Source organism: Bradyrhizobium sp. th-b2, from assembly GCF_000426785.1.
Lineage (GTDB): Bacteria > Pseudomonadota > Alphaproteobacteria > Rhizobiales > Xanthobacteraceae > Bradyrhizobium > Bradyrhizobium septentrionale.
The window spans coordinates 157155-172850 of the sequence record NZ_AUGA01000019.1 but is presented as its reverse complement, the minus strand read 5'-3'; the positions used below and the strand labels follow the sequence as shown (position 1 = coordinate 172850).

Annotated in this window: 16 protein-coding genes; 12 read left to right on the top strand and 4 right to left on the bottom strand. The window is 61.2% G+C overall.

The annotated features are described in order from the left end of the window. Positions 1-560 precede the first annotated feature (560 nt). Together fixJ and K359_RS0123345 are read right to left on the bottom strand one after the other, a co-directional pair. Positions 561-1169, bottom strand: coding sequence for a response regulator FixJ (fixJ, locus tag K359_RS0123350; protein WP_029081506.1), 609 nt, complete (start codon positions 1167-1169; stop codon positions 561-563). Further along, complete coding sequence (locus tag K359_RS0123345) at positions 1166-2596, bottom strand: PAS domain S-box protein (RefSeq protein WP_029081505.1); 1431 nt, start codon at positions 2594-2596, stop codon at positions 1166-1168. The genes fixJ and K359_RS0123345 overlap by 4 nt, the downstream gene beginning before the upstream one ends. Positions 2597-3553: 957 nt before the next feature. On the opposite strand from K359_RS0123345, the gene K359_RS0123340 reads away from it, so the two are divergent. From K359_RS0123340 to ccoS, 11 genes are all read left to right on the top strand, one after another. Next, positions 3554-4303, top strand: a complete 750-nt coding sequence (locus K359_RS0123340; RefSeq protein WP_029081504.1) for a CBS domain-containing protein — start codon at positions 3554-3556, stop codon at positions 4301-4303. A 127-nt stretch (positions 4304-4430) separates the two neighbouring features. Continuing rightward, a complete protein-coding gene (locus K359_RS64545) occupies positions 4431-4952 on the top strand; it encodes a hypothetical protein (RefSeq protein ID WP_245284700.1) in 522 nt (173 codons plus the stop codon). 115 nt (positions 4953-5067) lie between these two features. Further along, positions 5068-5565 carry a hypothetical protein gene (locus K359_RS61450; RefSeq protein ID WP_156928632.1) on the top strand — a complete coding sequence of 166 codons (498 nt, stop codon included), beginning with the start codon at positions 5068-5070 and terminating at the stop codon, positions 5563-5565. Between the two features lie 26 nt (positions 5566-5591). After that, positions 5592-7214: a cytochrome-c oxidase, cbb3-type subunit I gene (gene ccoN / locus K359_RS0123320; protein WP_029081501.1), complete on the top strand. Its 1623-nt coding sequence runs from the start codon at positions 5592-5594 to the stop codon at positions 7212-7214. A gap of 8 nt (positions 7215-7222) precedes the next feature. Beyond that, a complete protein-coding gene (gene ccoO / locus K359_RS0123315) occupies positions 7223-7957 on the top strand; it encodes a cytochrome-c oxidase, cbb3-type subunit II (protein WP_029081500.1) in 735 nt (244 codons plus the stop codon). A 10-nt stretch (positions 7958-7967) separates the two neighbouring features. Continuing rightward, positions 7968-8132, top strand: coding sequence for a cbb3-type cytochrome c oxidase subunit 3 (locus K359_RS0123310; protein WP_029081499.1), 165 nt, complete (start codon positions 7968-7970; stop codon positions 8130-8132). A gap of 6 nt (positions 8133-8138) precedes the next feature. Continuing rightward, entirely contained in the window at positions 8139-9011 is an 873-nt protein-coding gene (gene ccoP, locus K359_RS0123305; RefSeq protein WP_029081498.1) for a cytochrome-c oxidase, cbb3-type subunit III, read from the top strand. A 94-nt stretch (positions 9012-9105) separates the two neighbouring features. Further along, complete coding sequence (gene ccoG / locus K359_RS0123300; protein ID WP_029081497.1) at positions 9106-10563, top strand: cytochrome c oxidase accessory protein CcoG; 1458 nt, start codon at positions 9106-9108, stop codon at positions 10561-10563. A 16-nt stretch (positions 10564-10579) separates the two neighbouring features. Then, complete coding sequence (locus K359_RS0123295; RefSeq protein WP_029081496.1) at positions 10580-11080, top strand: FixH family protein; 501 nt, start codon at positions 10580-10582, stop codon at positions 11078-11080. Between the two features lie 11 nt (positions 11081-11091). Continuing rightward, positions 11092-13278, top strand: coding sequence for a heavy metal translocating P-type ATPase (locus K359_RS0123290; RefSeq protein ID WP_029081495.1), 2187 nt, complete (start codon positions 11092-11094; stop codon positions 13276-13278). Further along, entirely contained in the window at positions 13278-13445 is a 168-nt protein-coding gene (gene ccoS / locus K359_RS0123285) for a cbb3-type cytochrome oxidase assembly protein CcoS (protein ID WP_029081494.1), read from the top strand. Before K359_RS0123290 ends, ccoS begins: the two co-directional genes overlap by 1 nt. Before the next feature lie 159 nt (positions 13446-13604). Here ccoS and K359_RS64540 read toward each other — a convergent pair whose 3' ends face one another. Then, entirely contained in the window at positions 13605-14093 is a 489-nt protein-coding gene (locus tag K359_RS64540) for a hypothetical protein (RefSeq protein ID WP_245284699.1), read from the bottom strand. Positions 14094-15262: 1169 nt separating this feature from the next. Next, positions 15263-15448: a helix-turn-helix domain-containing protein gene (locus tag K359_RS64535; RefSeq protein WP_165128273.1), complete on the bottom strand. Its 186-nt coding sequence runs from the start codon at positions 15446-15448 to the stop codon at positions 15263-15265. Here K359_RS64535 and K359_RS65835 point away from each other — a divergent pair. Next, a complete protein-coding gene (locus tag K359_RS65835; protein ID WP_256375169.1) occupies positions 15381-15608 on the top strand; it encodes a BA14K family protein in 228 nt (75 codons plus the stop codon). The genes K359_RS64535 and K359_RS65835 overlap by 68 nt on opposite strands. The last annotated feature ends 88 nt before the right edge of the window (positions 15609-15696 follow it).

Below are 15696 nucleotides of genomic sequence, written 5' to 3'. Positions count from 1 at the left end.
CCGGACTGGCGACGTCCCGCTGGGACGGTGTTGAGGCGACCTCGTTCATTCGGCTGGTGGCGGCTCGATCGTACTCCGCTGCAAACGTTGAGGCGTCCGACCCGGACATCATCATGAGGCGCTACGCGACCTCGGAAAGGACCATGACCCCAGCGAAGACATCAACCAGTCAGGGCGATCCAATGCCTGGCCGGCAAAGTACGTATCAGCCGCGCTCGCGCCGTCTCCGCAACCCTGACCTCCGACGGCGCGAGCACTACCACCGTGCGATGGGCGAATTCAGAAATGTAAAGCTTGACAACAATCCGCAATTAAAGGGCCGAATGACAATCGGGACAGGCGTGACGTGGACGATCTCCAGGCTCAGCTCTGGGAACGAGCACGAAGCATCATCATGGTTGCCGCAGAGATCGTACTGTCTGTTGGGCTGATAACACTGCTGCTTGCCCGGGCGGCCCATGGCTCGAAGTTGCTTGCCCATCTTCTGCCTCACCGCGTGAGCTTGGCACGTCTTTATCTCCGTGGACAAACAACCTTGAACGATCGCTTTCTTGGGACGTCTAGAGCCCAGCGGCGATCGCTATCCGCATCAGTTCCGACATGCTGCGCACATTGGTCTTGGCCATCAGGTTAGCCCGGTAAACCTCGACTGTTCGCGGGCTGATGCCAAGGTCGTGGGCGATCACCTTGTTGATCTTGCCCGCCACGAGCCCCCGCAGGACGTCGCGCTCGCGCGGCGAGAGGTCCACCAGGCGAGCTTCGGCGTCGCGCTTGACCGTTCCGTCGGCCGGAGCTGCCGACTGTGCTCGCAGGGCTTCGCCGATCGCACGCAACAGAGCTTCGTCCACAAACGGCTTCTCGATGAAGTCAACTGCGCCGGCCTTCATCGCCTCGACGGCGAGTGCGACGTCACCATGGCCGGTCATCAGAATGACGGGGCATGCCGCTGCGTCAGCCTTGAGTTTGCGGACGAGCTCGAGGCCGCTCATGCCGGGCATGCGTATGTCGGATACGATGCAATCGACCGTGCTATTGGCGAAATGATCGAGAAATTCGGTTGCCGTCTCATAGGTTGTGACGGCAAAGCCGTTGACATCGAGCAGGAAGGCCAGTGAGTCCCGCATCGCCGGATCGTCGTCGATGACAAGAATTGTACGCCGCGTCGTCATGCTTCTTCTCCGTCCTCCGCGAACGGGAGGATGAACTGAAAAACCGTGCCGCCTCCAGAGTTCGGCATCACATCCATGCGCCCACCATGGGATTCGATGATGGTCCGGCAGATCGAGAGGCCGACGCCCATGCCATGCTCCTTTGTCGTGATAAAGGGCTGAAACAGGCGGTCGGCGATGTCAGGGCTGATGCCTGGACCGGTATCGGCGATGGTGAACGTCGCAACACCGTTAGTCTTGGTGACGCCGACGGTCAATTCGCGGCGCTGGCTGGAGGCCATCGCCTCGATCGCATTACGAACCAGGTTGAGCACGACCTGTTGAATCTGGATCTTGTCGACGATGATCGAGGGCATGTCCCGGTCGCTGCGGATCGCCACCCGGACGCCCTGCTCCTTGGCGCCGAGCAGCGCGAGCGCGACGGCCTCTTCGAGCAGGGTGGCGGGGCTCTCCAGGGAGTGTTGCGTTTCGCCCTTGGCAACAAATTCACGCAGGCGCTTGATGATGTCGCCGGCCCGCAACGCTTGTTGCGCGGCCCGCTCGAGTGCGTCGCGAATTCGCGTAGTGTCCGGTGCCTCCGACGCCAGCAGCGCTCTTGCGCCGCGCATGTAGTTTGTGATGGCTGATAGTGGCTGATTGATTTCATGAGCGATCGAGGACGCCATTTCGCCCATTGCGGTCAACCGAGACACGTGTACCAGCTCGGACTGCAGCTCCTGAAGCCGTCGCTCCTGAGCGCGACGCTCGGTGAGATCCCGGATAAAGCCCGTAAAGAAGCGCTCGCCGCGGACCTTGGCCTCGCCGACGGCAAGCTCCATCGGAAAGGTTGAACCGTCACTCCGCTCTCCGACCACGATCCGGCCGATCCCGATGATACGCCGTTCGCCGGTCGTAAGGTAACGGTCGAGGTACCAATCGTGCTCGCCGCGATACGGCTGGGGCATCAGGCTCGAAACGTTCTTTCCGACGACCTCGTCGGTTTTTCGGGCAAACAGGCGCTCGGCGGCCGCGCTGAAGGAGCGAATGATGCCATGATCATCGATCACGATCATGGCGTCAGGGACCGTGTCCAGGATGGATTGCAGATGGGCTTGGCGATTTCGCGCCTGATCGCTTTCCCTAAGTAGCCGGTCGCCCATGAAGCCAAGGATGGGGCCGAGGACCGCAAAACATGCAAGATCGATCAGATTCGCAGGTTCGGTGACCAGACTTTTGCCGAGGAATTTAGCGCTGACGGCGAGGCAGAGTAGGGTAGTGAGAATCGCCGGACCACGGCCGCCGGCGAAGGCGGCGAACAGCACCGCCGGAACGTATATGATCGTGAAGGTCCGGTCTTCGAAATAGTTATCGAGTCCCGCGCGCACCGCGAAAACGAGCGCGGTCGCTGCCGCGGCAGTGCCATAGCGGTACCAGATGCGGTCGGACATATTCCCCCAGGCAATGCCCTCAGACCGTGAGATATTACACCGTTCGGACGCCTGAAGCCACTGGCTGCTCTATCCAGGGCAGGGCTCGCGACCTGGCAGGTTTCTGAGTTGCCTCGTCGGCACCGCCCGTCTGCCGAGCAAATAAGTTCAGCTCGATGGTGCCCAACGAACGCGCGGTCTCGATCGCGTACGTCGCGTCTTCTGCGCTTCGCGCAGCTCTGGATGGCGTCGGCAATGGAACGGGAATCGCTAAGATCTGTCATGTTCAACATCCTTCGTTGAGGGAAGTTGCTATTTCCCCATGTCGGCGCGGGCGTGTTGATATGTGTCAACCGGACCGCTACTGGCCTCCTCCGGAGCACGATCTGCTCAAGCCGGCCTGGGACCGATGACTTTCCCTGTCCTCAGGTTGAAGAAATGGATGCCGTCGCACGCGGCGCAGGAGATTGAGTGCAGATCGTCAGCCGCTGGCTCGGACGTGTCGTCGGGAAGCAGGCCTTGAACCCGATCGCCGGTAGTTGGACACGAAAAGATAATGGGGCGCCAAGCCCTTCTGTCTGCCATTTGCACGATCCTGACGGACGGACAATCTGAAGCGGCGGCACTCGCTCCGCATTGATGAAGGTCAAATTTCGGACAGGCGGGTTAGGATAGGTGAGAGCGCTCTAGAACGGCCGCCGGGACGAAGCGTTTGGAGCGTCTTTGACCTGGCCAGCTGCTCTTGTGGGGGGGCGCCTTGCCTGGAAGGTCATCCGGGCAAAAGTCACGATAATGATCGCGAGTACTCCGATTGAAGCAAGCAGGTTCTGCAGCATGATCTTCTTCTCCTGACAACGTGACATGTATGTCCGATCAAGTCGCTACGCCTTGATCCCCGTCAAACGAGGCCGTTGAGGGAGATCAACACAGACAAGCCGATTTGATGCGAACGTGTCTGGCGAGAAAGGGAAACTGGCAATGCGCGCACATCAGATCATGGCAAGACATGTCATCACCGTCGGAACCGAGACGTCCATTATGGACGCCGCCAAACTGATGATGGATCACCATGTCAGCGGCCTCCCGGTGGTCGATGCGGCCGGACGATTGGTTGGCATCCTGTCGGAAGGTGACTTTCTGCGGCGGAGCGAGATCGGGACGCAACGCCGGCGCGCCCGCTGGCTTCAGTTCCTTCTCGGCTCCGGCCATGCGGCCACGGACTTTGCCCATGAACGCGGGCGTAAGGTCGGAGAGATCATGTCCTATGATCCGGTCACCGTCACGGAAGAAACGCCTCTGCCGGATTTAGTCGAGCTCATGGAGAAGAAGGGAGTCAAGCGGCTGCCGGTGATGCGCGACGGGCGTCTCGTCGGCATCGTCACACGCGCCGATCTGCTACGGGCAGTTGCGTCTATCGCTCACCAGATTCCGGACCCCACGGCGGATGACAAGCATATCCACGACCGCATCGTGCGGGCGCTCGTCGCCGCAAACTGGTGTCCGCTTGGTCTGCAGGTTTCGGTGCGCAATGGCGTGGTGCACCTCCGAGGGATCATCATGGACGAGCAGGCGAGGCAAGCGGCTATCGTTGCCGTGGAAAATACCTCCGGCGTCAGGGAATTGCACGATCATCTGTGCTATGTCGACACCTATTCCGGCTTCTACATCCAATCCGCGGAAGACGAACGAGCGGCTGCCGCCAAAATTGCGCAGGAGACGGCAGGGTGATCGCTCGCCTCGCAATCCTGCTGATCCCGTTGATCGTGACCGCTGTGGTCAGCGCAGATGTCCTGGGATTCGCGGCAACGCTGCTTACGATCTGCGCGATCGTTGGCTTCGCGATCGCCGCCTCCGGATGGACCGTCAGCAGCAAGACGACGTCAATACCGGCAGTCCGGCCGTCATCCTCAGACTGGAAATCTCACCACGAATAGTACCTCGTCCGATCGCAGTTGCGGATCATGCGAGCCGCACGTCGCGAAAAGCGTGCCGCTCGTGGTCCTCGTGGTCGCTCAAAGCTCTGCTCGGTTTCTATATCCTCCGCAATACGACGGCTGCACCTCAGAGCATTCAATTGCGACAGATCAATACGGGCCTCTTGCATCAATGGCAACGTGGACATCAAGGAATCAACCCACGTGAGGGTGCTATGCCATCATTTGACGTTCGTTTCATCAAGACCGTTTGCGACGACACCGGCCATGAACATCGCGCCTGTCAGGCCACATTCAAGGTCGATGCCGCTTCGCTGTCCGTGGCCGCACAGCTCGCGCAAGCCGACTTCTGCAGACAGAAGGGCATTCGCGATTGGACGATCTTTGCCGATTCGATGGAGCTTCGAATGCCGTCGTCTTTGCCGTCCGCATGGGGTAGCTAGTGGCCTTGAGTGGCGATCACATTTGATCGCCGCGACATTGCGCATTTGACGAAGATCAAATCGGCAATCGCGACCGTCCGCTAGAGGTTACGGAAAGCAAAAAGGGGTGTGGGCGATGACCGATCGATCAGCTGGCAATAACTCGCCGCAATTCGAGAACCTTCTCGCCCGCCTCCGAGCATTTCTTGCTCGCCGGCACGAATTCGATCTGATGACTCCTCGGGAGGTCGATGAGATCGCCCACGAGCTCAATCTTTCCACATCGGACCTTCGAACGCTGGCTCGCGGCCGGGGTTCGCCTGAATTGCTGAGTAAGCGTCTCAAACATGCAGGTTTGTCGGCAGAGGCGCTCGCTACGTCTCACAGTGATGTGCTGCGTGATCTGCGGCGGGTGTGTGGCCTGTGCCAAGAGAAGAAGCGCTGCACTACCGACCTCGCGCGGGATAAGCGAGCCAGTCCGGCCCGGTACTGTCCGAACGAATTGACACTCACCGCGCTGAGCCGCGGTGCCAGGGGCGCGCGACCTGGCGCAGGAATTGATGCCGATCAAGCGGCTGTCAGCGAGATCGTGGTTTCCATGACGTCATCGCATCCAGGGAAAGCTTCCACATGACAAGTCCATCCTCCGTTTCAAAGTCGATGACGATGGGCGAAGCCGGCCTGGCGTCCGCGCTCGCGGTATTTGCCTTCGTTTGCTTTCTCGGCGCAGCGATGGGGCACGATCCCGCATTCAGTTTTCACGCGGCGCTTGCTTGCGCGGCCAGCCTGATCTCCGTGGTCGTGATCGGCAATCGCTATCTGGACCGCCCGGCTGCATTGCCTCCGGCGGAGATCGGTGGGCGCCCCAATTACAATCTCGGCCCGATCAAGTTCGCTTCGGCGATGGCAATGTTCTGGGGTATTGCGGGCTTCACCGTGGGTCTGATCATCGCCATGCAGCTGGCCTGGCCCGCGCTCAACTTCGATCTGCCCTGGACGACATTCGGCCGTCTGCGGCCGCTGCATACGTCTGCGGTAATTTTTGCATTCGGCGGCAATGTCCTGATCGCGACCTCGTTCTATGTCGTGCAGAAGACCTGCCGCACGCGCCTTGCGGGCGACCTCGCGCCCTGGTTCGTCGTGGTCGGCTACAACTTCTTCATTCTGATCGCCGGCACCGGCTATCTGTTGGGCGTCACCCAGTCGAAGGAATACGCCGAACCGGAGTGGTATGCCGACTTCTGGCTGACGATTGTCTGGGTGACGTATCTGCTCGTGTTCCTGATGACGCTGGTGAAGCGCAAGGAGCCGCACATCTTCGTCGCCAACTGGTTCTATCTGGCGTTCATCGTCACGATCGCGGTGCTCCATCTCGGCAATAACGCCGCGCTTCCGGTCTCCTTCCTCGGCTCGAAGTCCTACGTTGCCTGGGGCGGTGTGCAGGATGCTATGTTCCAGTGGTGGTATGGCCACAACGCTGTCGGCTTCTTCCTGACTGCCGGCTTCCTAGCGATCATGTACTACTTCATTCCGAAGCGGGCGGAGCGTCCGGTCTATTCTTACCGGCTTTCGATCATCCATTTCTGGGCGCTGATCTTCCTCTACATCTGGGCTGGCCCGCATCACTTGCACTACACGGCGCTGCCGGACTGGGCGCAAACCCTTGGTATGACATTCTCGATCATGCTCTGGATGCCTTCCTGGGGAGGCATGATCAACGGCCTGATGACGCTGTCGGGAGCCTGGGACAAGCTGCGCACCGATCCCGTGCTGCGCATGATGGTGGTGTCGGTCGCCTTCTACGGCATGTCGACCTTCGAAGGCCCGATGATGTCGATCAAGGTGGTCAATTCGCTGAGCCACTACACTGACTGGACCATCGGTCACGTGCATTCCGGAGCGCTGGGATGGGTCGGCTTCGTCTCCTTCGGCGCGCTTTACTGCCTCGTCCCGTGGCTCTGGAATCGCCAGCTCTATAGCCTGAAGCTCGTCAACTGGCACTTCTGGATATCGACTATCGGCATTGTGCTCTACATTTCCGCAATGTGGGTGTCGGGGATCCTGCAAGGCTTGATGTGGCGTGCCTACACTTCGCTCGGCTTCTTCGAATACTCCTTCATCGAGTCGGTCGAGGCCATGCATCCCTTCTACATCATCCGCGCGGCTGGCGGCGCGCTGTTTCTGGTCGGCGCCCTGATCATGGCCTTCAATCTCTGGATGACGGTCAATGCTGGCCGAGCCAGCGAAACCGAGGGCGCCGGTGCTCTCCAGCCTGCCGAATAGGTTGAGATATGTCTCTCTGGAATCGACACAAGATCGTTGAGAAGAACTCGATCATCCTGATCGCCGGCATTCTCGTGGTCATTGCCATCGGCGGACTGGTCGAGATCACGCCGCTGTTCTACCTGAAGAGCACGATCGAGGCGGTCGACGGCGTGCGGCCTTATACGCCGCTCGAGCTCGCCGGCCGCAACATCTATGTCCGCGAGGGCTGTTACCTCTGCCACTCGCAGATGATCCGGCCGCTGCGCGACGAGGTTGAGCGCTACGGCCACTATTCGCTGGCCGCCGAGAGCATGTACGACCACCCGTTCCAGTGGGGTTCCAAGCGCACCGGACCGGACCTAGCGCGCGTCGGCGGCAAGTACTCCGACGACTGGCACGTCACGCACCTGATCAATCCACGCTCAATCGTCCCGCAATCGGTGATGCCCGGATACCCGGCGCTCGCCAGGACGGAGCTCGATCCGTCCGACGCCATGGCTCATCTGCGGACCAACCGCGCGGTCGGCGTGCCCTATACCGACGAGCAGATCGCCAACGCGGCCGCCGATCTGAAAGCACAGGTCGACCCCGACAGCCCCGGCTCCGACGCGCTCCAGAAGCGCTATCCGAAGGCGGTGGTCCGTAACTTCGACAGCAAGGCCGGTAATCCGACCGAGCTCGACGCGCTGATCGCCTACCTGCAGATGCTCGGCACGCTCGTCGACTTCAAGCTCTACAACGAAAAAGCCAATCTGCGCTGAGGGCACGAGCATGAAAGCGATCATTCAAGTCGAGAATTTCGCGTCGAGCCTGGTCGGCTCACTCTGGACGCCCATCTTCGTCGGAATATTCGTTGCCATCGTGGTCTACGCGCTGTGGCCCCGCAACAAATCTCTCTTCGATGCTGCAGCCCGAATGCCGCTGCGGGAGGACTGACCGATCATGAGCGACCACAACGAAATCGACCGCGTTTCCGGCCGCAGCACGACTGGTCACGAGTGGGACGGCATCAAGGAGCTGAATACGCCGCTGCCGCGGTGGTGGGTCCTGACATTCTACGCAACGATTATCTGGGCGATCGGTTACTGGGTCGTCTACCCGGCCTGGCCGCTGGTCTCCGGCTACACCACCGGTCTGTTCCAGTATTCCACCCGCGCCGGTGTCGCGACCGACCTTGCGGATATCGAGAAGCTGCGCGGCGAGAAGATGGCGGTGCTCGGCAACGCGTTGCTTTCCGACATCGAGAAAGATCCGGCCCTGCTGGCGCTAGCTCGTGCTCGTGGCAAGACCGTATTCGCCGACAATTGCGCGCCGTGCCACGGCAGCGGCGGCGCGGGTGCAAAGGGCTATCCGAACCTGAACGACGACGACTGGCTGTGGGGCGGTTCGCTTGACCAGATCATGCAGACAATCCAGTTCGGTGCACGTTCCGGACACGCAAAGACTCACGAAGGGCAGATGCTGGCATTCGGCCGCGACGGCGTCCTCAAGAAGGACGAGATCGTGACCGTCGCCAACTATGTGCGCTCGCTTTCCGGCCTTTCCACCGCGCCGAGGTTCGACGCCGTCGCAGGGAAGAAGCTGTTCACCGAAAACTGCGCCAGCTGCCATGGCGACAACGCCAAGGGCAACCCTGAGCTCGGCGCGCCGAACCTGACCGACCAGATCTGGCTTTATGGCTCCGACGAGGAGACGCTGGTCGAGACCATCACCAATGGCCGCGCCGGCGTCATGCCGGCCTGGGTCGGCCGCCTCGACCCGGTCACAGTCAAGGCGTTGGCGGTCTATGTGCACTCGCTCGGCGGCGGCAAGTAGCCGCCACCGCGAGGGGACCGGGATCATTGACCGAGGTCAAACCCGGACATGTTGCGGGGATGTAGGTTTCAACCGAGCCTCACTTGAGCAACCCATGAACAAGCCCGTGTCGCCTGATGAACTCATAACCGACGAAGACGGGCCGCTCTACGCGCCCCGCAAGAAGGTATATCCGCAGAGCGTCTCAGGCCGATTCCGCTCGATCAAATGGCGGTTGATGGCCGTCTGTCTCGGCGTCTACTATCTGCTGCCGTTCGTGCGCTGGCATCGGGGCCTCGGCGCGCCCGACCAGGCGGTCCTGATCGATTTTCCAAACCGACGCTTCTATTTCTTCTTCATCGAGCTGTGGCCGCAAGAAATCTACTATTTCACTGGCCTTTTGGTGCTGGCGGCGCTCGCCTTGTTCCTGATGAACGCGCTGGGTGGGCGGATCTGGTGCGGCTATCTCTGCCCGCAGACGGTCTGGACGGATCTGTTCTATGCGGTCGAGCGGCTAGTCGAAGGTGATCGCCGCGCGCAAATGAAGGCCGACGCTGGCCCAATGACCGTAAAGCGAGCCGGTCGCCGTGCGTTGAAGCACGCGATCTGGCTCATGATCGCGTGGTGGACTGGTGGCGCCTGGGTGCTCTACTTCGCCGATGCGCCGACGCTGGTGCGCGACCTTGCGACTTTTCAGGCCCCAGTGATCGCCTATGTCTGGATCGCGATGCTGACCGCGTCGACCTATCTGCTGGCCGGCTATATGCGCGAGCAGGTCTGCGTCTATATGTGCCCGTGGCCGCGGATACAGGCCGCGCTGACCGACGAGTGGGCCCTCATCGTCACATACAAATACGATCGCGGCGAACCGCGTTGCTCGGTCAAGAAGGCGTTCGACATTCGGTCGCTCGGCGAGAAGGCCGGCGATTGCATCGATTGCAACCAGTGCGTTGCCGTGTGCCCGACTGGGATCGACATTCGCGATGGCGCGCAGCTTGGCTGCATCCAGTGCGGCCTGTGCATTGATGCCTGTGATGCTGTCATGACCAAGATCAGTCGCAAGACGGGTCTGATCGGATACGACAACGATATCAACGTTCAGCGCCGCGTTGCCGGCAAGCAGGAGATTTTCAAGCCTGTTCGCGCCCGTACCGTTGTCTACGCCAGCCTGATCACCGTCGTCTGTGCTGTGATGCTTTACGCGTTGATGTCGCGAACCCTGCTCGACGTCAACGTGCTGCACGACCGCAATCCGATTGCGGTGCGTCTTAGTGACGGCGCGATCCGCAATGGATACACACTGCGTTTCCTCAACAAGCGCGGCTTTGATCGCGTGATCGCGATCGATGTCGAAGGGCCAGCCAACGCGAAGCTGCACGTCATCGGTGCGGACTCCGTGACGCCAGACCGGCCGATGATCGTCCTTGGCCGCGACACCACCACCGAGCTTCGCGTGCTGGTGACGGCGGCGTTCGATGAAAAGGCGGAAAAGTCGGTGCCGGTCACGTTCCGCGTCACTGATATCGGTCTCGGAGAGGTCGCCTCCGCGACCGACCACTTCGTCCTTCCCTAACCACGGACATCCCGCCATGCCAGCCTCTCGTCCAGCCGCGCGACCCGTCACCGGACGTTTCGTCTTGGTCACGACGATCGCATTCTTCGCCGTCGTCATCAGCGTGAATATGGTCATGATGCGCCTTGCCATTTCGACTCTTCCGGGCACAGAGGTCGACAGCGCCTACAGTGCCAGTCTCGCTTATCAACGCGAGATCGATTCGGCCAGGCAGCAGAACGAGCGCGACTGGCGGGTCCAGGCCCATATCGATCGGCGGCCTGACGGCAGCGCTGCAATTGCACTCGAGGCGCGCGACCACGCCGGCGCGCCGCTCACGGGGATGAGTTTCCTCGCCCGGCTCGAACGGCCGATCGATCGTCGCGCCGACCGGGCAATCGAGATTGGCGAGGCCGGGGGTGGGAGCTATAGCGGCCGCGCCGAAGGCGTCGCGGCAGGGCAGTGGGACCTCGTAATCGAGGCCGACGCCGATGGCCGGCGCATGTTCCTGTCGAAGAACCGAATCCTGCTGAACTGAAGGTGCATCCTATGCAGGCGGATATCGATTTCTCTCACTATCTGAAGAGCGCGGGCACCGGGCTCATCCATCTCGATCTCGCAGTCGAGGGCATCAATTGCGCGGGCTGCATGGCCAAGATCGAGCGCAATCTGTCAGCCATACCGGACGTCACCTCGGCCCGCGTGAACTTGACGGACAGTCGCCTTGCGCTGGAATGGAAGGCGGGTGCTCTTGAACCGGCGCTGTTCGTAAGTCGGCTCGCGGAGCTCGGCTACAAGGCCTATCCCTTCGAGCGCGATGATGCCGAAACCCTGGAGGCTCGACGTGCGCAAGGCCTGTTGCGCCGGCTGGGCGTCGCGGCCTTTGCCGCCATGAACGTCATGATGCTGTCGGTCCCGGTATGGTCCGGCAACGTCTCCGACATGCTGCCGGAGCAGCGTGATTTCTTCCACTGGCTGTCGGCGCTGATCGTGCTGCCGGCCGCAGCCTATTCGGCGCAGCCTTTCTTCTCGTCGGCGTTGTCAGCCCTGCGAGCGCGCGGCGTCAACATGGACGTTCCGATCAGTATCGGCATCATCCTGGCGCTTGCAACCTCGGTTATCGAGACCGTAAACCACGCCGAACATGCCTATTTCGATGCCGCGATCATGCTGATCGCTTTCCTGCTCGCTGGCCGCTACCTCGACCAGAACATGCGGCGGCGTACCCGTGCCTTTGCCGGCAACCTGTACGCCCTCAAGGCGGAGACCGCGACGAAGTTCATCAGTCCGACCGAGATCAGAACGGTCCCGGTAGCTGCGATCCGGCCCGGCGACATCGTGCTGCTGCGGCCCGGCGAGCGCTGTTCGGTCGATGGCGAAGTGATCGAGGGCCGCTCGGAGGTCGACCAGAGCCTGATCACGGGCGAAACCTTGCCGGCGATGGTGACGCCTGGCAGCGCTATATTCGCGGGCACACTGATCCGTTCCGGAACATTGCGCGTCCGTGTGTCGGCCGCCTCGGGTGGTACGCTGCTGGATGAGATATCTCAGCTGCTCGATCGCGCGCTCCAGGCGCGCTCGCGCTATCTTCGACTTGCGGAGCGTGCATCAAGGCTCTATGCCCCGGTGGTGCACGCGACCGCGTTGACCACGATGCTGGGCTGGCTGGCATATGGCGCGAGCTTTCATGATTCGATCGTGACAGCGATTGCAGTCCTGATCATCACCTGTCCCTGCGCATTGGGGCTTGCCATTCCTGCCGTGCAGACGATTGCATCCGGTGCGCTGTTTGGCTCTGGCGTGCTGCTCAACGCTGGCGACGCGATCGAGCGTATCGCCGAGATCGACCGGGTGATCTTCGACAAGACGGGCACGTTGACGCTACCCGAGCTTGATGTCGTCAATCTCGCGGAAATCCCGGACGATGTCGTGAAGCTGGCAGGCCGTTTGGCACTCTCGAGCCGTCATCCGGTCGCTGCCGCGGTCGCGCGCAAGGCGGGTGCGGCCGCACCCCTGCCGGACATCCAGGAAGAACCAGGCCAGGGCGTCCACGGTTTTCACGAAGGTCGTCCGATCCGGCTGGGCCGGCCGTCATTCTGCGGCGCGAACGACCTCGCCAACGAGCTTCTGTGCCGCGATCCCGAGGCGTCCGTCGTCGCATTCAGGTCTGGCGAGTGCAGATATGCCTTCGCGGTTCGGCAGCGGTTGCGGCCGGACGCGGCTGAGGTGGTGGCAGCGCTGGCGCGCCTGGGCATCGTCGTCGAGATCGTGTCTGGGGATCGCGAACCTGCGGTCCGGCTGGCAGCCGAGGTGCTCGGCGTGCACGAATGGCGCGCCGAGGTGTCTCCGGTCGACAAGATCGACCGGATCGACGAACTGGTGCGCCAGGGCTGCAAGGTACTGATGGTCGGCGACGGCCTGAACGATGCGCCAGCGCTGGCTGCCGCGCACGCCTCGATGTCGCCCGTTACGGCGACCCACATGAGCCAGGCTGTCGCCGATGCGGTCTTTCTCGGCGAACGTCTCGCGCCAGTGCTGACAGCTGTCAAGGTGTCCCGCAAGGCGCTGCGGTTGATGCGCCAAAATCTCTGGCTCGCCGTGATCTACAACGTGCTGGCCGTGCCGATCGCGATCGTCGGTCTGGTCACGCCACTGATTGCCGCGGCGGCGATGTCGGGCTCCTCGGTGATCGTGATGCTGAACGCGCTGAGGGCACGAACGACGGAGACGGTCTGATGGAAATTCTGGTCTTTCTGGTGCCGCTGGCTCTCGCACTTGGCTTTACCGGCCTGCTCGGCTTCCTCTGGTCACTCAAAAGCGGCCAGTACGACGATCTCGACGGTGCAGCCTGGCGCGCCATCGCCGACGATGAGCCCGCGAACGGTCAAGGCCGATCCAAATAATGAAAAATATACAAATGAAACCCCCGCGGCGATGGTCATTGCCGTTGAGGCTAGGTAGCGCCAGCACCAATGTCCAGTCCGGCCGCCGCGATTGCGGCACCCGAGACCGCAGGAGCAGGACCGAGACCAGCCGGTTGATAGCACCAAACCGCGCCATCGTCAGCAGCAGCACATCGGTGGCACGTCGGGCCGCAAATAGCGCCAATGTGTCAGCAACGCCGTGACGGGTTGCATCGTGATGGCGTCGAGCCATCCGTGGGCGAGCCTGACGCAGGGGAAGCCTAGCGGATGTTGCTGGTCATCGATCACGGCGAACTCGACCGCGCAGCCGAACGGCGCTGACGCGATGGGTGAACCGGCGAAACCATGAGGTGAATGCTCGGCGCATGCGATGCGGATCGTTCGGTTAGCGATGGCCTGATCGTCCCACATTGTGAAATCGGCACATTGATGTCGCTCAAACTTGCGGCCGCCATCGCATACCATTGGCTGGTAGCCGGGACCGTGGGTTCCACTTGCTGAACTGAACAGCAGCCTGTCCATCAGGTTGACTGACACTCTCTCCGCCATATCAACCTCATGCAACGAGTTTGGAATCTCCCGTCCAATCAATCGCGAAATAGCGGGTTTCGCGATGTAGCGGACCACTGACTCGAACCCCCGATGGCGCGCAGTGCGGTTGTCGCGGGATGGCCCGGTACGCTCTTCGCGAGACACCCATTCTGACGATGCCATCACCTAGCTCGGATGGTTACCCCCAGGTCGAGCTAAAGCGCCCCATGAGGGTAGCGCTCCTTGAGCGTGTGTGCGCCTCCGTCGACGCTGCGGTGGCCGATGCTCTGAAGAGGTCGAAAGCTCCATTCGTCGATTTGCGGCTCTGGCGGCTCGGCTCTTACAGAGTCAGGCTGCCCTTGATCCAAGAGGTTAGATTAGTGGAAAGATGGTCTCGCCATTTGGAAAGGTCAGCTAAGTTATTGAACTTGCTAGAGGTGAATTCGGCCGTTTTTCCAAACGGGCGTTGAAATCGTTGGACAATCAATCTCATTTTGATTCCGCAATTCTGAGTCTAGTCCGTCCCGCCTCGGCGAGTTCGGAAGTGCCGAGTTTGTTGCGAAAACACCAACGTTCGGGCCGAGCTTGGGGCCCGTTTGGAAAGGCGCTGTGGATCTGCTTCTGCCGCCCGGTGGGTGAGGTCACTCCGAACCCAGCAAGGCACTTGCCAGGCTTCCGAAGTCTCAATGTCGACGAGCTCCGTTCACTTTGCGATACGCCGCAACAAAATCGCAATGAATTGGGTGAAACGACCGTGAACAAAACGGGACGGAAGAGGCTGCCACAACAAGAAAAATCAACAACTTAGAAAAATGTTCACTGCGTTCGGGACGCAGGGGTCGCAGGTTCGAATCCTGCCACTCCGACCATTCTTCCAAGCACTTATAGTTTCTGTGTTTTTCGCGTGCAACGAAATGCGCGATGATTTGGGGCGCGGCAGCCATGTCCGCCGATTTCCGAACCCAAGTCCTGGAGGTCGGCCAGTCGCAAGACAGAGCCGCTACGATCTTGCGCCGCTCGGAACCAGACGCGGCGCAATTGGGTAGCGCAAGGGAAACGGCCCCTGGCGCGACGTTGCGCGGGACATCGCCAAGCACCACACGTCCTCCCTTGGACCTTGAGCTGATTTTCGGCCGGCATCAAAGCACGAATACCTCGCGGCGAGTAGTGCTCAACTTCAAGCGTTTGTCCCCGCCCGGCGAGCAAGTCCATTTCTAGCGTCGGCCGCACCGCCACCGGAACTGCCGTGCGCAACCGAAGCGCTTCTAGCCGCAGAACCCGCGCGCCCGCCGGACCGTATCGGACGGATACTGGCCGAACGCGGACCGGTACGACGCTGCAAAGCGGCCCATGTGGGTAAAGCCCCACTTCAGTGCGACCTCGCTGATCGGAAGCAGGTTCTCCGGTCGCGACAGCTCATCATGGATCGCTTCAAGCCGAACTGGCCTCATCGGCGGCGTCATCGCGGCCGGTGCAGCCAACGCCGCCGCGCAGCAGGAAGCCGCTGCGGCCCAGCAGCACGCGCCTTCTTGCGCGCAACGCTATCGCTCGTACGATCCGGCGTCGAACACGTTCGCGGCAAAGGACGGCCGGCGGTATCTCTGCCAGTAAGTGTTTCGGATATAGCCGCGGCTGTATCCGCTGTGGGGCTGCGGTGTGACAACCGCAGCCCTTTTGATTGCCAGGGTGATTGCCAAGG